General features: G+C 67.1%; 20 protein-coding genes. 9 read left to right on the top strand and 11 right to left on the bottom strand.

Features of this window, described 5'->3' with window-relative positions; all coding sequences use genetic code 11:
• Positions 1 to 6: 6 nt before the first annotated feature.
• The 4 genes from infB to rimP form a co-directional block, all read right to left on the bottom strand.
• On the bottom strand, positions 7 to 3,063 hold the full coding sequence (gene infB / locus VMT40_RS09585) for a translation initiation factor IF-2 (protein ID WP_326357626.1): 3,057 nt from the start codon (positions 3,061 to 3,063) through the stop codon (positions 7 to 9).
• 108 nt (positions 3,064 to 3,171) lie between these two features.
• Complete coding sequence (locus tag VMT40_RS09590) at positions 3,172 to 3,501, bottom strand: YlxR family protein (protein ID WP_326358557.1); 330 nt, start codon at positions 3,499 to 3,501, stop codon at positions 3,172 to 3,174.
• A gap of 152 nt (positions 3,502 to 3,653) precedes the next feature.
• Positions 3,654 to 4,733 (bottom strand): transcription termination factor NusA, encoded by a 1,080-nt coding sequence (nusA, locus tag VMT40_RS09595; RefSeq protein ID WP_326357627.1) that lies wholly within the window; start codon positions 4,731 to 4,733, stop codon positions 3,654 to 3,656.
• Entirely contained in the window at positions 4,730 to 5,362 is a 633-nt protein-coding gene (gene rimP / locus VMT40_RS09600) for a ribosome maturation factor RimP (RefSeq protein ID WP_326357628.1), read from the bottom strand. Before rimP ends, nusA begins: the two co-directional genes overlap by 4 nt.
• Positions 5,363 to 5,620: 258 nt before the next feature.
• Here rimP and VMT40_RS09605 point away from each other — a divergent pair, with 258 nt between their 5' ends.
• The 3 genes from VMT40_RS09605 to VMT40_RS09615 all read left to right on the top strand — a co-directional run bounded on the left by VMT40_RS09605 (position 5,621) and on the right by VMT40_RS09615 (position 8,204).
• A complete protein-coding gene (locus tag VMT40_RS09605) occupies positions 5,621 to 6,193 on the top strand; it encodes a hypothetical protein (RefSeq protein WP_326357629.1) in 573 nt (190 codons plus the stop codon).
• Positions 6,190 to 6,624: a ferritin-like domain-containing protein gene (locus VMT40_RS09610; RefSeq protein WP_326357630.1), complete on the top strand. Its 435-nt coding sequence runs from the start codon at positions 6,190 to 6,192 to the stop codon at positions 6,622 to 6,624. The genes VMT40_RS09605 and VMT40_RS09610 overlap by 4 nt, the downstream gene beginning before the upstream one ends.
• Positions 6,625 to 6,776: 152 nt before the next feature.
• Positions 6,777 to 8,204 (top strand): three-helix bundle dimerization domain-containing protein, encoded by a 1,428-nt coding sequence (locus tag VMT40_RS09615; RefSeq protein ID WP_326357631.1) that lies wholly within the window; start codon positions 6,777 to 6,779, stop codon positions 8,202 to 8,204.
• On the opposite strand, the gene VMT40_RS09620 is transcribed toward VMT40_RS09615, so the two are convergent.
• Both VMT40_RS09620 and VMT40_RS09625 read right to left on the bottom strand, forming a co-directional pair.
• The gene (locus tag VMT40_RS09620; RefSeq protein ID WP_326357632.1) at positions 8,201 to 9,079 is read right to left on the bottom strand and encodes an alpha/beta hydrolase; all 879 of its coding nucleotides are present in this window, start codon (positions 9,077 to 9,079) and stop codon (positions 8,201 to 8,203) included. The genes VMT40_RS09615 and VMT40_RS09620 overlap by 4 nt on opposite strands.
• A 28-nt stretch (positions 9,080 to 9,107) precedes the next feature.
• Positions 9,108 to 9,893 (bottom strand): TetR/AcrR family transcriptional regulator, encoded by a 786-nt coding sequence (locus VMT40_RS09625; RefSeq protein ID WP_326357633.1) that lies wholly within the window; start codon positions 9,891 to 9,893, stop codon positions 9,108 to 9,110.
• Positions 9,894 to 10,009: 116 nt separating this feature from the next.
• On the opposite strand from VMT40_RS09625, the gene VMT40_RS09630 reads away from it, so the two are divergent.
• Positions 10,010 to 10,555, top strand: coding sequence for an anthrone oxygenase family protein (locus VMT40_RS09630; RefSeq protein WP_326357634.1), 546 nt, complete (start codon positions 10,010 to 10,012; stop codon positions 10,553 to 10,555).
• Between the two features lie 16 nt (positions 10,556 to 10,571).
• Here the strand turns inward: VMT40_RS09630 and VMT40_RS09635 are convergent, their stop codons facing one another.
• A complete protein-coding gene (locus VMT40_RS09635; RefSeq protein ID WP_326357635.1) occupies positions 10,572 to 11,363 on the bottom strand; it encodes a helix-turn-helix domain-containing protein in 792 nt (263 codons plus the stop codon).
• A 127-nt stretch (positions 11,364 to 11,490) separates the two neighbouring features.
• Here VMT40_RS09635 and VMT40_RS09640 point away from each other — a divergent pair, with 127 nt between their 5' ends.
• Positions 11,491 to 11,886 carry a hypothetical protein gene (locus VMT40_RS09640; protein ID WP_326357636.1) on the top strand — a complete coding sequence of 132 codons (396 nt, stop codon included), beginning with the start codon at positions 11,491 to 11,493 and terminating at the stop codon, positions 11,884 to 11,886.
• Positions 11,887 to 11,936: 50 nt separating this feature from the next.
• Here VMT40_RS09640 and VMT40_RS09645 read toward each other — a convergent pair whose 3' ends face one another.
• Both VMT40_RS09645 and VMT40_RS09650 read right to left on the bottom strand, forming a co-directional pair.
• Positions 11,937 to 12,179, bottom strand: a complete 243-nt coding sequence (locus VMT40_RS09645; protein WP_326357637.1) for an Rdx family protein — start codon at positions 12,177 to 12,179, stop codon at positions 11,937 to 11,939.
• Positions 12,180 to 12,205: 26 nt separating this feature from the next.
• Entirely contained in the window at positions 12,206 to 12,691 is a 486-nt protein-coding gene (locus VMT40_RS09650; protein WP_326357638.1) for a carboxymuconolactone decarboxylase family protein, read from the bottom strand.
• Between the two features lie 46 nt (positions 12,692 to 12,737).
• Here VMT40_RS09650 and pdxR point away from each other — a divergent pair, with 46 nt between their 5' ends.
• Positions 12,738 to 14,159 (top strand): MocR-like pyridoxine biosynthesis transcription factor PdxR, encoded by a 1,422-nt coding sequence (gene pdxR, locus VMT40_RS09655; protein WP_326357639.1) that lies wholly within the window; start codon positions 12,738 to 12,740, stop codon positions 14,157 to 14,159.
• 40 nt (positions 14,160 to 14,199) lie between these two features.
• Here the strand turns inward: pdxR and VMT40_RS09660 are convergent, their stop codons facing one another.
• Positions 14,200 to 15,012 carry a PIG-L family deacetylase gene (locus VMT40_RS09660; RefSeq protein ID WP_326357640.1) on the bottom strand — a complete coding sequence of 271 codons (813 nt, stop codon included), beginning with the start codon at positions 15,010 to 15,012 and terminating at the stop codon, positions 14,200 to 14,202.
• 190 nt (positions 15,013 to 15,202) lie between these two features.
• Between VMT40_RS09660 and VMT40_RS09665 the strand changes: the two genes are divergently transcribed.
• Positions 15,203 to 15,601, top strand: coding sequence for a VOC family protein (locus VMT40_RS09665; protein WP_326357641.1), 399 nt, complete (start codon positions 15,203 to 15,205; stop codon positions 15,599 to 15,601).
• Positions 15,602 to 15,722: 121 nt separating this feature from the next.
• On the opposite strand, the gene VMT40_RS09670 is transcribed toward VMT40_RS09665, so the two are convergent.
• A complete protein-coding gene (locus VMT40_RS09670; RefSeq protein WP_326357642.1) occupies positions 15,723 to 16,115 on the bottom strand; it encodes a hypothetical protein in 393 nt (130 codons plus the stop codon).
• A gap of 154 nt (positions 16,116 to 16,269) precedes the next feature.
• On the opposite strand from VMT40_RS09670, the gene VMT40_RS09675 reads away from it, so the two are divergent.
• Both VMT40_RS09675 and VMT40_RS09680 read left to right on the top strand, forming a co-directional pair.
• Positions 16,270 to 16,923: a Uma2 family endonuclease gene (locus VMT40_RS09675; RefSeq protein WP_326357643.1), complete on the top strand. Its 654-nt coding sequence runs from the start codon at positions 16,270 to 16,272 to the stop codon at positions 16,921 to 16,923.
• Between the two features lie 201 nt (positions 16,924 to 17,124).
• Positions 17,125 to 17,361, top strand: a complete 237-nt coding sequence (locus VMT40_RS09680) for a hypothetical protein (protein WP_326357644.1) — start codon at positions 17,125 to 17,127, stop codon at positions 17,359 to 17,361.
• Positions 17,362 to 17,686 lie beyond the last annotated feature (325 nt).

Raw genomic sequence — 17,686 nt, forward strand, 5'->3', positions numbered from 1 at the left:
TGCTTCCTAGTCGCGCGGCTTCTCCCGCAGCTCGTAGGCCTCGATGATGTCGCCATCCTTGATGTCGTTGAAGCCCACGGTCATACCGCACTCGTAGCCTTCGCGAACCTCGGTGACGTCGTCCTTCTCGCGGCGCAGCGACTGGATGGTGGTCTCGGCGACCACCACGTTGTCGCGGATCAGGCGCGCCTTGGCGTTGCGCTTGACCGAGCCCGAGAGCACCCAGCAACCCGCGATATTGCCGAACTTGGAGGACCGGAAGATCTGGCGGATCTCCGCCCGACCCAGCTCGTGCTCCTCGTAGATCGGCTTGAGCAGACCCTTGAGGGCCTTCTCGATCTCGTCGATCGCCTGGTAGATGACCGAGTAGTAGCGGATGTCCACGCCTTCGCGGTTCGCCAGCTCGGTCGCCTTGCCCTCGGCACGGACGTTGAAGCCGATGATGATCGCGTTGGACGCCGACGCCAGGTTGACGTTGGTCTCGGTGACGCCACCGACACCGCGGTCGATGACGCGCAGGCGCACCTCGTCGCCGACATCGATACCGAGCAGCGCCTCTTCGAGGGCCTCGACGGTACCGGAGTTGTCGCCCTTGAGGATCAGGTTCAGCTCCGAGGTCTCCTTCAGAGCGGCATCCAGATCTTCCAGGGAGATCCGCTTGCGGCTGCGCGCGGCCAGGGCGTTGCGCTTGCGAGCGTTGCGGCGATCGGCGATCTGACGCGCGATGCGGTCTTCCTCGACCACGAGCAGGTTGTCACCCGCGCCTGGCACCGAGGTGAAGCCGATGACCTGGACGGGCCGCGACGGCAGGGCCGCCTCGACGTCGTCGCCGTGCTCGTCGACCATGCGGCGCACGCGACCGTAGGCGTCGCCCGCCACGATCGAGTCGCCGACGCGCAGCGTGCCGCGCTGGACGAGGACGGTGGCCACCGGGCCGCGGCCGCGGTCGAGGTGGGCCTCGATGGCCACACCCTGCGCGTCCATGTCCGGGTTGGCCCGCAGATCCAGCGCCGCGTCCGCGGTCAGGACGACGGCCTCGAGCAGCTGCTCGATGTTCGTGCCCTGCTTGGCGGAGATGTCGACGAACATGGTGTCGCCACCGTATTCCTCGGCCACCAGACCGTATTCGGTCAGCTGCTGGCGAATCTTCTGCGGGTTCGCGCCTTCCTTGTCGATCTTGTTGACCGCCACCACGATCGGCACGTCCGCGGCCTGCGCGTGGTTGATGGCCTCCACCGTCTGCGGCATGACGCCGTCGTCGGCCGCGACCACGAGGATCGCGATGTCGGTGGCCTTCGCACCACGGGCACGCATGGCGGTGAACGCCTCGTGACCGGGGGTGTCGATGAAGGTGATCAGTCGGTCGTCGCCATTGACATTGGCCTCGACCTGGTAGGCGCCGATGTGCTGGGTGATGCCACCGGCCTCGCCCTCACGGACGTTGGCCTTACGGATGGTGTCCAGCAGTCGGGTCTTACCGTGGTCGACGTGACCCATGACGGTCACGACCGGCGGACGGACCTGCAGGTCGTCCTCGTCGCCGTCGTCCTCGCCGTAGGTGAGGTCGAAGTTGGCGAGCAGCTCGCGGTCCTCGTCCTCCGGGGAGACCACGTTCACGACGTAGTTCATCTCCGAACCCAGCAGCTCGAGGGTCTCCTCGTTCACCGACTGGGTGGCGGTCACCATCTCGCCGAGGTTGAACAGCGCCTGGACCAGAGCGGCCGGGTTGGCACCGATCTTCTCGGCGAAGTCGGACAGCGAGGCGCCGCGGGCGAGGCGAACGATCTCACCGTTGCCGCGGGGCAGCCGCACGCCACCGGCGATCGGAGCCTGCTGGTTCTCGTACTCGGCGCGCTTTGCCCGCTTCGACTTACGACCCTTGCGAGGCGCACCACCCGGACGGCCGAAGGCACCCGCGGCACCGCCGCGACCACCACCGGAACCGGGACGGCCACCGCCGCCACCACCGGGACGACCCCGGAAACCACCCGGAGCGCCACCCGCACCCGGGGCACCGGCACCGGCGCCGGGAGCGCCGCCACCGCGGTAGCCGCCGCCACCGCCACCGGGACGCGGACCACCCTGGCCGGGCCCACCCGGACGCGGCGGACGACCGGCGCCGCCACCCGGACCGGCCGGGCGCTGAGCGCGCGCGGGCATGGCACCCGGGTTCGGGCGGGGCGGCATCGAGCCGGGGCTGGGACGCGGACCGCCGGGACGGGGACCGCCCTGACCGGCCGCGGCCGGACGCGGAGCGCCCTGACCCGGACCGGGACGGGGCCCACGATCCTGACCGGGACCCGGACGCGGGCCACGATCCTGACCCGGACGGGGACCGCGATCCTGCGGACCCGGACGCGGGCCGCCCTGGGCGGGACCGGGACGCGGTCCACCCTGCTGCTGACCCGGACGGGGAGCCGGACGCGGAGCGGGACGCTCCGGAGCCGACGAGAACGGGTTATTGCCGACGCGCGGCGGCTTCGGGCCCGGCTTCGGACCGGCCGGACGCGGCGCGGCCGACGGGCTCGGGGCCGCGGCGGCATTCGGCTGCGGTGCCGACGGACGCGGAGCGGGCGCGGCCGGACGCGGGGCGTCGGTACGCGGCTGCGCGGGGGTCGCCGGAGCGGAGGACGCTGCGGGAGCAGCGTTTTCGCGCGCGGCGGGCTTGGGCGCGGGGGCCGGGCGGGCCGCCGACGCGGGGCTGGGCGCTTCAGCGCGGGCGGCCGGGGCCGCCTCGGCGGCGGGTGCCGCCGCGGGCTTGGGCGCGGGGCTCGGCGCGGGGGCCGAGGGACGGGGTCCGGGGCGCGGGCCACCGGACGCCGGGGACGGCTTCGCCGCCGGACGCTCAGACGTACTGGGTCCGGGCTTGGCCGTCTTGGCGGAGCCGTTCGCCGGGGCGCTCTTCGCCTGGAACGACTCCCGCAGTCGGCGCGCGACGGGTGCTTCCACCGTCGAGCTCGCCGACTTCACAAACTCGCCCTGCTCCTTGAGCCGCGCGAGTAGTTCTTTGCTCGTGACACCGAGTTCTTTAGCCAACTCGTGCACGCGGGCCTTGCCTGCCACTGCTCTCCTCACTCAGAGGTCGAGCGCGGCAGCCCGTTTCACGACGGGACGCGCGCACGACCTCGACTAATTTCGAAGGCCGATCATTTCTGGGACTTCACGGTGTGCTCATGAGTGCTCGTGCCTGTTCTCTACGTAATGCTCCAGGGCTGAGATATCCAGATGTCCGGACACTCGTAGTGCTCTGCCGATTGCTCGGCGCCGAACTGCTTGGCTCAGACAAGCCGACGAGGGGTGCAACCACGCACCCCTCCCGGGAAGTCTGCGCCGCGGATCCGGAACGACCACAACTGTCTGCCCACTGTCGACAGACCCCTGTTCACTTTCAACAGGGCGTTGCGCCACGACCCGCATCAGATCGGCAGCCAGCTCGCGTCTCCGACATCCAATGCAGGTCCGGACGGGTTCTGATCTTGGATGAACCCGTTCGGCGCGCAGAGAAGCCGACGACTCGTGCTGAGCCTGCGTCCACTCTACCGCTGTCACGTCCCGATCTCCGCATCCGTACCCCTTGGAAGTTACCAACCTGTCATCCCGGGGGTCTGTTTCACAAATCTCGGGACCGACCGGGCCGGATGCCTCCGGCAAGATCAACCCCGATGGGCTGCCGCGTCACCCCGATGCGATGCGGCATCTCCCCGGGACGGCTCGGCCCCGGCCGGACGCGCTCCGCCCTGCGTATCGGCGGCCGCGTCGGAGCGAATGTCGATCCGCCAGCCGGTGAGCCGGGCCGCCAGGCGGGCATTCTGGCCCTCCTTGCCGATGGCGAGGGAGAGCTGGAAGTCCGGGACCACCACCCGCGCCGCGCGGGCCTCGGGATCCACGATCGTGACGGAGACAACCTTCGAGGGCGACAAAGCATTCCCGACGAAGGCGGCCGGATCCTCGGCGTAGTCGATGATGTCGATCTTCTCGCCCGCCAGCTCGCTCATCACATTGCGCACGCGCTGGCCCATCGGGCCGATGCACGCGCCCTTGGCGTTGACGCCGGGGACCGTGGAGCGCACGGCGATCTTGGAGCGGTGTCCGGCCTCGCGGGCCACGGCCACGATTTCGACCGAGCCGTCGGCGATCTCGGGCACCTCGAGCGCGAACAGCCGCCGCACCAGGTTCGGGTGGGTGCGCGAGAGGGTGATCTGCGGGCCGCGCGGGCCGCGCGAGACGCCGACCACGTAGCACTTGATGCGGTCGCCGTGCTCGTAGGTCTCGCCGGGCACCTGCTCGGCGGGCGGGATGACGCCTTCGGCGCCATGGGCTTCCGAGCCGATGCGGACCACGACGGTGCCGCGGGCGTTCATGCGGGCGTCGCGCTGCACGACGCCGCCGACGATATCGCCCTCGTGGGTGGAGAATTCGCCGAAGGACTTCTCGTTCTCGGCGTCGCGCAGCCGCTGCAGCACGACCTGGCGGGCGGTGGTGGCGGCGATGCGGCCGAAACCCTCGGGGGTGTCGTCCCATTCGGAGATGACATTGCCGTCGGCGTCGAGCTCGCGGGCCATCACGCGCACGACACCGGTCTTCTGGTTGATGTCGATGCGGGCGTTGGGCTGGTGGCCCTCGGTGTGCCGGTAGGCGGTGAGTAGGGCGGACTCGATCGCGGAGATCACGGTCTCCATCGAGATCCCCTTGTCGGCGACAATCGCGCGCAGGGCTTCGATTTCGATGTTCATTCCACGATCCCTTCGGTCGGTGAATCGGACGCTGCTGCTTCGTTTTCGATTTCGGTGTCGGATACCTCCTGAGCGCCGGGCTGGGGACGGCCCGGTGCTACTCCCCCTGCGAGTTCCAGTTCGGCCGCGCCGGGTGGATTGAATTCCACTTGGACGACGGCGGATTGGATATCGGCCCGCGGCACCGTCACCCGGTGTGGCTTCCGCTTGCCGCCGAGGACCAGGGCGATCTCGCTGTCGGTGGCGACGCCCACCCGGGCCTCGAACGTGGTCTTGCCCTTTTCCTCCGGTGATTCGGCGCCGGGGCGTAGGACGATCTTCACCTTGCGGCCCTGGGCGCGCTGCCAGTGGCGTAGTTCGGTGAGGGGTCGGTCGATGCCGGGGGTGGTGATCTCGAGCAGGTACGGGGTCTCGCCGAAGTCTCCGGCGTCGTCGAGGGCCTGCGAGATCTCGGTGCTCAATTCCGCGACGGTGTCCAGGTCGGCGGTGCCGTCGCTGTCGACGGTGACGGTGACCTTCGAATGCGCTGTCCCCGCAGCCGAGATCGCGACGCCTTCGAGGTCGAATCCTCGGCGTTCGACGAGCTCAGCAACTAGCTGGCTCACCCTTTCCTCGGTCGGCATCGGCATGTGGGGCGGCTCCTGGTTCAGTTGTCACGGGTTGAGTTGTCGGTGTTCGGCGAAATACCGGGCCGAAGGTCTAGCGTAACGCGCGGAAAGAGTGTAAAGGACCAGCGAACTCGCTCGAGTTCGGCATGGTCGGCCCTGTGGTGCGGGCGGCGTGTCAGTGTGCGACGCGCCCATGACGGTTACCCGTCGTTCCTGATCACAGCCTATCCGACGGCCCTGGCGCAGCAAGCGGTCGGCGACGGCTGGCATCATGTATTCGTGCCCAGCAGTCAGAGCGGCCATCCGGCCGATGTCGTCGGTCTCACGGTCCCGCCGGACCGATTCGGCTTCCCGTCTCCCCTCGCCCCCCGCAACCGTCGTGCCGCGCTGCGGCTGGCCGGTGGGGGCGTGCTCGCCGCGGCGGCCGTGGGCGCGCTGGCCGCGTGCGGCACCGAGGACAAGCCCTCGGTGCCGGATCCGCTGATCGCCCAGGAGACCGCGGCGCGCACCGATGCCGCCGCCGCGACCGCCGCCATCGCGACCTCCCCGGACAAGGCCGGTGCGCTGCAGACCATCGCGACCCAGCGCACCGCGCACGCCGACGCTTTGCGCACCGAAATCGACCGCGCCATAGGCGTTTACGGCGATGGCAGCACGCCCAGTCGCCGGATCCCGCCGGTCACCCCGGCCGCGCCGGTGCCGCCCCCGCCGGTGGCCACCCTGCGCACCCAGTTGCAGCAGTCGCAGCGTTCGGCCGCCGATCTCGCCACCCAATTGTCCGGCTACCGTGCCGGTTTGCTCGCTTCCATCAGCGCGTCCTGCGCCACGCACGCGGGGGTTCTCCTGGCATGACCACGACCGACGAACAGGCGCTCATCGATGCGTTGAGCGCCGAGTACGCCGCTGTCTACGCCTATGGCGTGATCGCCGCCTACGCCAATCACGACCGCGACAAGCTGGTGGCCGAGTACACCGCGGCCCACCGGGCCCGCCGCGACGCCACCATCGACGCGCTGAAGGCTTCCGGCGCAACGGTTCCCGAACCGGCCGCGGCCTACACCTCGCCGATTCCGGTGAACGATCCGATTCCGTCGGCGAAGCTGGCGGTGATTGTCGAGTCCGACACCGCCGCTGCGTGGCGCTCGGTGGTGGAGCGCGCCGACAACCCCGATCTGCGTCGCACCGGTGTCGAGGCGCTCACCGAATGCGCTGTGCGCCTGGCCACCTGGCAGTCCATCCTGGGCACGAATCCGGCGACGGCGGCCCTGCCCGGCCAGCCCTGATCGGCCTTCGTCACCGAAAGTTCGCCGGGGCGTAGGTGACGTTTCCGTTCCCGACCGTGGCCGGGCACCCTGGGTAACTAGGGTCCTGGCGGCGCGGCTTCTCGTATTTTTCTGCCGCGCAATCACATTCGGTGCGAGGTCGAGGAGATGTTGTGGCGGTCGATGCTGCGCGTGAGGAGAAGGCGCTGCGTGAGGTGACCAGCCGACTGGTCGAGGACTACGGCGAGGCGCATCCGGCGGAGCGGGTGGAGGCCGTGGTGGGGGCGGTTCGCAAGCGGTTCGAGGGGCATTCGGTGCGCGAGTTCGTACCGATTCTCGTCGAGCGGATTGCGCGGCGGGAATTGGATCCGAAGCGGGGGAAGAACACCGCGGGGCAGGTGGAGTTGGCGAAGGCGTCCGACGGGGCGGCGGCTTCCCCGGAGGGTCCGGCGGAGACGACGAGTGTTTTCGCGGCGGTGGCGGGGCGGTTCGTGCCCGTGCGGCTGGTGGAGAATAAGCGGGCGTTGGGTGCGGTGGCGGCGGGTGTGGCCGTGGTGTTGGCCGCCGGGACGGTTTTGGCCGTGCGGCATTCGGATTCGCCGTCCGTGACCTCCGCCGCGACCGCGTTGACGACCGTGCGCGGGGTGGTGGGGTCGGAGAAGGCGGCGTTCTTCGATGATCCGCGGGTGGCCGAGGTGCTGGCCAAGCACGGGTTGAAGGTGGAGGTCGAGCCCGCCGGGTCGCGGCAGATCGCCACCTCGGTGGATCTGGGCAGGTTCGATTTCGCGTTTCCGTCGAGTTCGGCCGCGGCCGAGCGGATTCAGCGGCAGCGCGGGGTGAGCGGCAAGTACGTGCCATTCTCCTCCCCCATGGCGATCGCGACCTTCAAGCCGATCGCGGATCTGCTCGGGCAGTCCGGGATCGTGCAGACCGGCGCGACAACGACTTTCGACATCGAGAAGTATCTGCAGCTCGCCGAGAAGGGCGTCCAGTGGAATCAGCTCGACGGCAATTCGACCTATCCGGTGTCGAAGAACGTGCTGGTCTCCACCACCGACCCGCGCACCTCCAACTCGGCGGCCATGTACCTGGCGGTGACCGCCTACGTCGCCAATGACAACACCATCGTGCGCGGCACCAAGGCCGAAGACTATGCGGTATCCCGCGTTTCGCGCCTGTTCACCCGCCAGGGCTTCACCGAATCCAGCAGCGACGGCCCCTTCAAGGACTACCTGGCCAACGGCATGGGCACGGTGCCCATGGCCTGGATCTACGAGGCCCAGTACGTCGACGCCGCCGCCCACGACCAACTCAAGCCCGACATGGTCCTCATGTACCCAACCCCCACCGTCATGTCCCAACACACGGTGGTCCCTCTGACCGACAAGGGCGACCAAATCGGCAAACTCCTCACCACCGACCCCGACCTCCAGCGCCTCGCCGCCGACCACGGCTTCCGCCCCACCGACGTGACCCTGTTCACGAAAGTAACCACCGCCCACCAGATTCCAGTCGACGCAAACCTCATCAACCAGATAACCCCACCCGACTACGACACCCTCGAACACCTCCTGGACGGCATCGCCAAGTCCTACAACTAACCCAGCCCACCGAGGATGGCCGCCAACTCCCGAGCCTGAAGCACGACGCCCACGTGCCCGGCCGCCAGGCTGTGTACGTCGAATGGATTGTCGGGGGTCAGCCGGTCGGCATCCTCGATCATCTTGGCGGCCAACGCCGGAGAGATGACGTTGTCCCGGGTCAGTCGGATGAAGCTGCGCGGAATGCGTCCCCACGTCTCGGCCTCGACCCGGGCGTCGGCGAAGCTCGTCTGCGCGCCGTCCTCGGGTTGCATGCCGAAGTTGATAACGGTGAGCATCTGCTCCAGGGTGGCCTCGGGCATATTGGTCAGCCGGAAGTCCTCCAGCGCAGCGGGATCGGCCGAGCGCAGGTTGAAGCGGATGAGGCCGCGAGTCACCGGTTCCATGCCCAGGAACAGCGAATGGTCCTGACTCGGGACCGGAACATCCTTCAGGGCCTCGGGTGTCTGGCTCAGCGCCATGGCGCTGGGAGCCTCCGCGGTGGAGGGGCAGAACGCGGAAACGTAAACGAGGCGATCGATCGCCTCGGGGATGGCATTGCCGACCAACCCGATCGTGATGCCGCCGAGGCTATGACCGACGAGAATCACCGGGCCATGGCGGCGCGCCTTTCGCACCACATCGATGGCGTGAGAGACATTGTCCTGCACGGCGATTGCCGACATCGGCGACGGGCTTGCGGCGAAGGCCGCGATGTCCTGTGACTGATAGGACAGCGGTATCGAGGCGTCGAGCCCGTGTCCGGGCAGATCCACTGGCAGACTGCGATGTCCGAGCAAGGCCAGTTCGCGGACCACGGGAGCCCAGTAGAAACTATTGCTGGCCAGGCCGTGCACGAGTACGAATGTGGGTGCGGCGGTTGCGTTTTCAGTCACACAGCCTTTTACCCGCGCTGGGGTGTCGCTAACCCTCGGCGGCGTTCAGGAAGGTTGTTGCCTCGATGCCGCGGATGAGGACTTCCAGGCCGAAGATGAAGTTGGCTTCGGCGGGGGCGGTGGGGGTTGTGGTGGCGGGGGCTGCGTTGGATTCGAAGGTGCCGGAGGAGAAGATTTGGGACGCATCGGGGTAGAGGTCGGGGGTGGCTAGTTGGGCCATTTCGCGGCCGTACTGTTGGGCGGCTACGGCCGGGTCTATGCGACCGGATTGACGCCAGGTCTGTTCTAGTTGTTGGGCCATGCGGGCCGAGGTGTTGACGTAGCCGCTGACCAAGGTGAGGATGCCGACCTTGGTCATGGGGTCGAGTGGGAGGGGGCGCATGGCGCGTAGGCCCGCGTCCATCCAGGCGATGGCGTTGGGGCCGCGCGGGGGGCCGGAGGTCGGGAGGTCGGCCAGCCAGCGGTGGGCCTGGTAGGCCTGCCAGAGGCCGCGCGCCCACTGTTGGATGCCTTCCTGCCAGGACTCGACGGCGTCGACGCCGATGTACTCGGTGGCGAATGCGGTGTCGCCCATGAGGATCAGGAGTTCGTCCTTGGATCCGACGTAGCGGTACAACGACATTCCGGTGACGCCGAGCTCCTCGCCGAGCTTGGGGAGGGTGACGCCCGCCAGGCCCTGGCGATCGGCGAGCGCGACGGCGGTGCGCACCACGCGGTCGACATCGAGGGCGGCGGGGCGGCCCATGCGGGAGCCGGATCCGGTGGGTCGTCGCCACAGTCGCGCCAGATCCTCCGGCAGGTCCGTGTCTGCCATCCCCTGTGCCCTCCAGGCTTCTCTCCATTGTCGTACCGGCGGATTCATACTATACAACGACATACTTTGTCTTCTATAGTTTGTCTGTCATACAAACTCGGTCAGAGAGAACCGCCATGACGACAACATCCACCGCCGCCGGACCCCGCCACTCCCTGGTCACCATGCCCGGCGTCATCGCACTACTGGTCGCCCTGATCTCCACCGCGCTACTGGCGGGCACCTACTACGCCTACGCGACGTCGGTCATGCTCGCGTTTCACCGGCTCGACGACAAGACGTTCGTCGAGGTCTTCAACAAGATCAATGTCGTGATCGTGAACCCGATCTTCATGCTCAGCTTTCTCGGCTCGGTCGTCTTCTCGATCATCGCGGCCCTGTTCTTCTTCCGCGCCGACTACCGGCCGATCCTGCTGTGGGTCATCGCGGCCGTCGTGCTCAATATCCTGAGCCTGGCCATCAGCGGAATCTTCAATATCCCCTTGAACAATCACCTCGCCACCGCCGACACCGCCACCGCACCCATCGATTACGCGGGCCTGCGTCACGACTTCGAAACCCCTTGGGTGGCTTGGAATGTCGTCCGTGGCCTGGTCAATACGGCCGCGCTCGGCGTGCTCGGCTGGGCGCTCGTGCAATACGGGCGGATCACCGCTGGCTGACCGCACCCGATCACGGCTATGGCACTGCGACACCCCGCAGTGCCGTAGCCGTGAATTCGTCGAGGGGGTAGAACAATTCGATGGCCAGCTCGGACAGCGTGACGTCGGCGGGCGCGCCGAAGGTGGCCATGGTGCTGAACATCGACAGCACGCCCATCGGGGTGCGAATGCGCATGGGCACCGCGAAGGGGCCGGGTTCGACCGGCCGCGGATCGGGCTCGGGCGGCGGCGGGTAGGCGGAGGTCTCCGCGAGCAGCTCGCGGAGCCGCTCATCGCCGGTCGCGCTCACCTGACGAGTCAGCCGCTCCAGGAACAGATCTCGGATCTGGTGCGCATTGTCGAGGTGCCGGATGAGCCCCTCCGGATGCAGAACCAGCCGGTAGACGTTCATCTCGGGGGTGAGGAGATGCTCCGGAATCCCGGCCATCAATACCGCCATCGCCTTGTTGCCGATGACCACGTTCCAGTGCAGATCCACCACCACCGCCGGATACGGCTCGTGCGCGGCCAGGATCGCGTCCAGCGCCTCCCGCACCGCCGCGAGCTCGGCCCCGTCGAGCCCGCTCTCCCGATACTCGGGCGCGTATCCACCCGCCAGCAGCACCGTATTGCGTTCCCGCAGCGGCACTTCCAACACCTCGCACAGCCGCAGCACCATGGCCCGGCTCGGCCGCGAGCGCCCCGTCTCCACATACGACACGTGCCGCGCCGAGGTATCGGCGGCCAATGCCAGGTCCAGCTGACTGAACCGCCGCCGCTGCCGCCATTCCCGCAGCAGCAGTCCCACCCGTGGCGTCATCGAGGTCATCCCCGCAGCATATCGACGCCGAGTCGGCGTTCCCATAACCTCCGAGGTCATTGAGTCCATGACCTCCATTCGGCACTGTCGACATCAGCGGCCCCACCCGGTGGCCCACGCCGACAAGGAGTTTCGAATGACCACCCTCACCCGCCGCCCCCTGCTCGCCCTACGCCCCGCCCTTCGCCTGGACGCCTGGAGCACAGGCATTTTCGGCCTAACCCTCCTGACCACCGCTCCCCTGCTCCGCGATCCGCTGGGCATCCCCACCGCGGTTTCGATGCTCTTCGGACTCGGCATGCTCGGTGGCGCAGCCGCTTTGGCGTTGATCGCCACCCGACCGACCATCCCCGCACCCCTCGCAACCGGCGTCGCGTCAGTCAACGCTCTCTCCGGAGTGGGGATGATCGCCCTGGCCGACATCGACCTGCTTCCCCTGACCATCTGGGGCCGAGCGTTCCTGGCCATTGGTGCACTGGTCGTCTTCGTCTTCGCCACCCTCGAATACACCGCCCGCCACCATGCCGAGTAAGGATCCGTGCCGCATCCGGCGATTACCGGGTGCGGCACGGTGGCGAGTCTCTAGGCGATCGATTTCGAAGTAATGGATTCGGAGACAGCGCGGACGATTTCGTCCGGCCCCGGAAAGCCCTGGCGAGACTTTGCCGCGACGACGGTGCCGTCTACGGCCACTCGGAAGACTCCGCCGCCACCCGCGACCAGTTCGGGGGTGATGCCGAGTTCGGCCTCGAGGGCGGTTGCGGCGGCCTGGGCGCGTTTGAGGTAGCCGCAGGGCTTGCAGTAGGTGATGACGACGGTGGTCATGGCGGGATCCTTTGGGGTGGAAGGGGTTAGGAGTTTGCGTCGCCCGAGAGGGTCCAGGGGCGGGCGGTGGCACCGAGGCGGGTCCAGGTGTTGATGATGGCGATGTGCCAGACCAGGTCGGAGAGTTCCTTCTCCTCGAAGTGAGCGGCGGCCTCGGTCCAGATCTGGTCGGGGACTTCGCTGTCGGCGAGTCGGGTCATGGATTCGGCGAGGGCGAAGGCGGCGCGTTCGCGCGGGGTGAAGAAGGGGGATTCGCGCCAGACGGGGAGGAGGCTGATGCGGCGCCAGGTTTCGCCGCCCGCCACCGCGTCGCGGGAGTGCATGTCGACGCAGTAGACGCAGCCGTTGATCTGGGCGACGCGCAGTTTGACCAGTTCACGCAGGGGCGCTTCGAGGGTGGTGTGCTGGGCGGCGCGCTCGAGGCCGTTCATGGCGCGGGCGATTTCCGGGCTCAGGTCGTCGATGGCCAGGCGGGTGGTGGGCAGTACGTAGGCTTCGGTGTTCGTTGTCATGCTTCGACCGTAACGACATAATGGCCTTACTTTAGGAGCCAATTACATGTCTGATTATTGGTCCACTTTGGACATCGACCTGCATCTGCCGGTCCACTCCGGCGCTGGTCGGCGCAATGGTTTGGAGCATGCGCTGCGGGAGGCGATTCGCGATGGGCGGCTCGGCGCGGGGACGCGGCTGCCCTCGACGCGGACCCTCGCGGCGGAGCTCGGGCTCTCGCGCGGGACGGTCAGCGCCGCGTACGACCAGTTGATCGCCGAGGGGCATCTGGTGGCGCAGCAGGGGTCCGGGACTCGCGTCGCGGATACGGTGAGCACGCCGACCACGACGGTGCAGAGCCCGAAACCTGCTGTGGCACTGCGTCATAACTTGCGACCGGGCACCCCGGACCTGAGCCGGTTCCCGGTCTCGGCCTGGCTGCGCGCCTCCCGCCAAGCCCTCGGCCGTGCGCCCAGTGACGCCTTCGGATATGGCGATCCGCGCGGCCGGATCGAATTGCGTTCCGCGCTGGTGGAATACCTGGGCCGCACTCGCGGTGTGCTGGCCATCCCGGACCGGATCGTCATCACCACCGGTGTGCAGCAGGCGTTGAGTCTGCTCGGCACGGTGCAGGCCGCGTCGAGTACGCCCGTGATGGCGATGGAGGACCCCTACATTCGACAGTTCCACGAGGCCGTAAAGGCAACCGGCCCAACGGTTGTCACGCTGCCGGTGGATGACGACGGCGCACGGGTCGAGCTGCTGACCACGCACGCATTCGACGGCGTCGGTGCCGCTGTGGTCACCCCGAGCCACCAATTCCCGATCGGCTCGACACTGAGCCCGTCGCGGCGTAAGGACCTAGCCGCCTGGGCCCGGGCCGGGCACCTGGTCATCGAGGACGACTACGACGGCGAGTTCCGCTACGACCGCCAGCCGGTCGGCGCGATCCAGGGCCTCGCCCCCGACCATGTCGTGTATCTGGGCAGCGCGTCCAAGACGCTCGGCCCCGGCCTCCGGCTGGGCTGGATGGTGCTCCCACCGCGCCTGGTCGGCCCGGCCACCGACGCCAAGCGGCTCGCCGACAATCACTCCGAGACCCTCGGACAGCTGACCCTGGCCGAGATGATCACCTCCCACGCCTACGACCGCCACATTCGCTCGTGCCGCCTGCGCTACCGCCGACGCCGAGACCTCCTCGCCGACCGCCTCAAACCGCGCGCGGGCCGCCCCCTCACCGGTTTCGCGCTCAGCGGCATCTCCGCCGGACTACACGCCCTCATCCGCCTCGAACCCGCCGGACTCACCGAGGCCGAAGTCCTTTCCCGCGCAACCGCTTACGGATTGGCAATCGACGGCCTCTCGGGCATGTTCATCGCCCCCGAAAAACACGCGCGACAAGGCATAGTCGTCGGCTTCGGCTCACCAACCGACGCCGCCTACCCGCCCGCCCTCGACGCCCTCGTGCGAACCCTGTCGAGCACCTGATCAGCAGCCGCCTGGGAAACCTATCGTGTCGGCGCTGGGGTCAGCGCAGGCCCGCGAAGAGGTCGGTTTCCTGGGCGGGGGCGGAGGTTATCCGGTTGTAGTGGCGCACGTAGGTCTCGGTCGCGAACATCGCGTTGCGGATTTCGGCGGGCATCCGGAGGAACGGCACGCTGTCGCCCTGGCTGGCGTGTGCCTGGAGCGCCTCGAATTTGCGTTGGGCGAAGGGGGCGACGTCGAGGAGCGTGGTGATCTGCTCCTCCGGCGTGCCGAAGTCCTCCGGCGGTTCGAAGTCGATGAGTCCTTGTGCCCGTAGGGTTTTGAACATCTCGAGGGAGCGTTCGCGCGGAATCACGGCGTAGTAGAGCTTGTCCGGGATTTCGGTGGCCGCGGCGGCGGCCAAGGTGATGCGGTTGGCCTGGATGTGGTCGGGGTGGCCGTAGTTGCCGTTCTCGTCGTAGGTGACGACCACGTGCGGCCGGTACTGGCGCAGCAGCTCGGCCAGCCGCTCGGCGGCCTGCTCGACGGGTGTGTTCCAGAATGCTTCCGGGTCCTGATTGGCATCCCACCCGATCATTCCGGAGTCGCGGTAGCCCAGCAGCTCGACGTGCTCGATGCCCAGCACCGCCGCCGATTCCTTCAGTTCGGCCAGGCGCAGCGCCCGCACCACACTCGGATCGTGCCCCGGCTCACCGGGCTTGATCCCGCCCGGCGCATCGCCCTGCTCGCCATTGGTGCAGGTCACCAGGACGGTTCGAATGCCTTCGGCGGCGTACTTGGCGAACATCCCGCCGGTGCCGAGGACCTCGTCGTCCGGATGGGCGTGGACAGCCATGATCGTCAATTCGTCGGCCATAATTCCCTAACTTCGAGCGGTCGGCCCTCCCCTACTCCACGACTCAACACCGCGCACCGCGGCCCTGATTCCGCCCAGTTCAGCCGACGGAGTCCAGCGGTTGCCAGGGCAGCCACGCGCACGATCGTAGGGCGTTCACCGGCACAACGACATTGGCGGATTGTCGCCCGGGTATCGGTACGCTCAGGTGGTGCGGCTGGAGCTGATCACCCTCATCGTCGAGGAGTACGACGCTGCCATCGAATTCTTTGTCGACACCCTGGGATTCGACCTGGTCGAGGACTCGCCCTCGTTCACCAATGACGGGCGACCCAAACGCTGGGTGGTGGTGCGGCCGCCCGAAGGCTCAACGGGGATCCTGCTCGCTCGCGCGGACGGCGAGCGGCAGCGCAACGCGATTGGGGATCAGGTGGCCGGGCGTGTCGGGTTCTTCCTGCGCGTCAACGACTTCGCGAGCGCCTACCGCCGAATGGTCGATGCGGGAGTCGAATTCGTGACCGAACCCAGGATCGATTCGTATTGCGAGGTCGCCGTGTTCCTCGATATCGCTGGGAACCGATGGGATTTGCTTGGCCCGCCGATCGGTTGAAGGGTGGGGAAATGGGCCGAAACCTACACTATCACAGCGAATTCGACAGGAAACTGTCGTCAAACGCAGGATTGTGCAGGGATCGGCCCATCACACCCCGCGACGAGAGTGCTCACGCCCCTCACGGATACGCCTGGATCACTTCCACATTCACCAAGGCGTTGAAGGAGTCACAGCTGGCCCAGGATTGGTTCTGGCCATACTGGATGGGTCCGTACTTCCAGTAGGTGAACGGGATCGGCCAGGCGATACAGGTGAGTTTCACCTGATGCCAGGTCGGCAGTTCACAGGTGGACATCCCGCCGGTGTTGAAAATGTTGTACACATGGCAGTTGGCCTGCCACACCGGCACATCATCGGCGTGAGCGACGCCGCCACCAACCAGCATGGCGCCCGTGGTAGCGGCGACAACAACAGCGCCCGCAGCAAGCCGCTTAGCAGAGAGCATTTCGACCTCCTGAATAGGTGTTGCCAGAAACATCGCGCCCAGTTCCCGCGCGTTACTTTCGGGCAAATTCTGAACCGAGAAAAGAACGCACTCCCGAGAAGTCCAGGAAGGGGTCCGGATCCGAACTAGTCGGAGCGCATCTGACGACATCCCAGGGGGAACACCGATGAGCTGCGAGCGATGGGACGAATCCCGGAGCAACCCCGGTACCATGACCGGTATGCCGACTCCGCCCGTCGAGCGACCTGACCTGCCGGAATACATGACCTGGGAGGAACTCGAACAGCTGCCCGACGAGATCGCCGGGGAGATCGAACTGTGGGAGGGGCGGGTGGTTTGGGTCCGAAAAGGTCCGCCCGAACATCAGGAGTACTCCGTGGAATTCCGGAACTCCTTGCGCCGTTGCGCTCGCGATGACATGTCGGGTGAGCCGGACCGCTGCTGGCGGACAGCCGTCGAGACGAACGTGTTCTTCGACGCCGCCAGCAAGTCCGACTTCGTGACACCGGACTTCCTCGTCTACCGATGTCTCGAGCACGAGTACCAGAACATCCATTCGTCCGATGTCCTGATCGCCGGTGAAGTGCTCTCGCCATCCAACTCCGAACAGGACATCGAGGCCAAGAAGGCGAAGTACGCGGGTGGCGGCATCCCGTGGTATTGGGAGGTCACCTTGGGGCGCAATCCCCGCCGCATCGCGCGAGTTCGGGCGTTCGCGCTCGAGACTGGGCACGGGAGCCTGCCCGACGGAGTGGCCCCGCTACACCCCGCGAACTACGTGACAGCCGGTGAGTGGCTCGGCGAGGTCCACGACGGCATCGCCTTCGACCACCCCTTCCCGATCCACATACCGTGGTCCGAACTCGAATTCTGAACTCAGAGAACGCAATCGCCAAGACTAGAGATCGACAGATAGCAACCGGCAAATTCGGGAGTCGTAATGCCTTGGGATGCCTGGACTTTGGCGTGCTTGAATGCGGTTGGAATGATCGCCGCCATCGCCTTCCTGACCGAAGAACTTAGAAATACCGATCGGTTCAGACGGCGAGTGGGCAGGCATCGGAGGTGAATTTCCGTGGATATGTACGAACGCCTCGAGAGTTGCGATGTGGGCGATGGTGAACCGGCGATGAGTTGCGCCGAGGCAATGGAATCGATTGTGTTGCATCATGATTGCTTGACCGCGCTGTGCGAGCGCAAGATGGCGGCGGGGCAGATCATCAAGACCGATGCCGAGAAAACCTTGTCGGCGAAGGTTATTCCGTTTCCCACGGGCTGGCGGGAGGTGGGCTGTGGGTCGTGCGATCCGTGACCGACATCGGCCACCGCATCGGCGGCCCGCGACACTCGCCGAGGCCAAGAGTGGACTGGACCGGCATCGCAAGTGCGCGGACGACTGCGCGGCCGAGCAGTGCTACGCCAGCGCCGTTGTGGAGATGGTTCGCAGACCCAGTGGCGGCTGGAACATTTGGCGGGAGGGCGAGTCCGTCAGCGGCGGGTTTGGGGGGCGATGATGGGGCCGGTGGAGCCATCTGGGCGGCGTTGCGAGACCGAGGTGTAGGTGCTCAGGCCGGTGTTTCTGTCGCTCATGAGACCGCGTAGCCAGTTCCCGAGACGCACAAGACTTTTCTTCATAC

The sequence above is a fragment of the Nocardia sp. CDC160 genome, assembly GCF_035818795.1.
GTDB lineage: Bacteria > Actinomycetota > Actinomycetes > Mycobacteriales > Mycobacteriaceae > Nocardia.

Bases quoted from the DNA above. Each gene is read 5' to 3' on its own strand.
- nusA (WP_326357627.1), bottom strand. From the start codon at position 4,733: ATGAACATCGAAATCGAAGCCCTGCGCGCGATTGTCGCCGACAAGGGG.
- rimP (WP_326357628.1), bottom strand. From the start codon at position 5,362: ATGCCGATGCCGACCGAGGAAAGGGTGAGCCAGCTAGTTGCTGAGCTC.
- VMT40_RS09610 (WP_326357630.1), top strand. From the start codon at position 6,190: ATGACCACGACCGACGAACAGGCGCTCATCGATGCGTTGAGCGCCGAG.
- VMT40_RS09625 (WP_326357633.1), bottom strand. From the start codon at position 9,893: ATGGCAGACACGGACCTGCCGGAGGATCTGGCGCGACTGTGGCGACGA.
- VMT40_RS09630 (WP_326357634.1), top strand. From the start codon at position 10,010: ATGACGACAACATCCACCGCCGCCGGACCCCGCCACTCCCTGGTCACC.
- VMT40_RS09635 (WP_326357635.1), bottom strand. From the start codon at position 11,363: ATGACCTCGATGACGCCACGGGTGGGACTGCTGCTGCGGGAATGGCGG.
- VMT40_RS09640 (WP_326357636.1), top strand. From the start codon at position 11,491: ATGACCACCCTCACCCGCCGCCCCCTGCTCGCCCTACGCCCCGCCCTT.
- VMT40_RS09645 (WP_326357637.1), bottom strand. From the start codon at position 12,179: ATGACCACCGTCGTCATCACCTACTGCAAGCCCTGCGGCTACCTCAAA.
- VMT40_RS09650 (WP_326357638.1), bottom strand. From the start codon at position 12,691: ATGACAACGAACACCGAAGCCTACGTACTGCCCACCACCCGCCTGGCC.
- pdxR (WP_326357639.1), top strand. From the start codon at position 12,738: ATGTCTGATTATTGGTCCACTTTGGACATCGACCTGCATCTGCCGGTC.
- VMT40_RS09660 (WP_326357640.1), bottom strand. From the start codon at position 15,012: ATGGCCGACGAATTGACGATCATGGCTGTCCACGCCCATCCGGACGAC.
- VMT40_RS09675 (WP_326357643.1), top strand. From the start codon at position 16,270: ATGCCGACTCCGCCCGTCGAGCGACCTGACCTGCCGGAATACATGACC.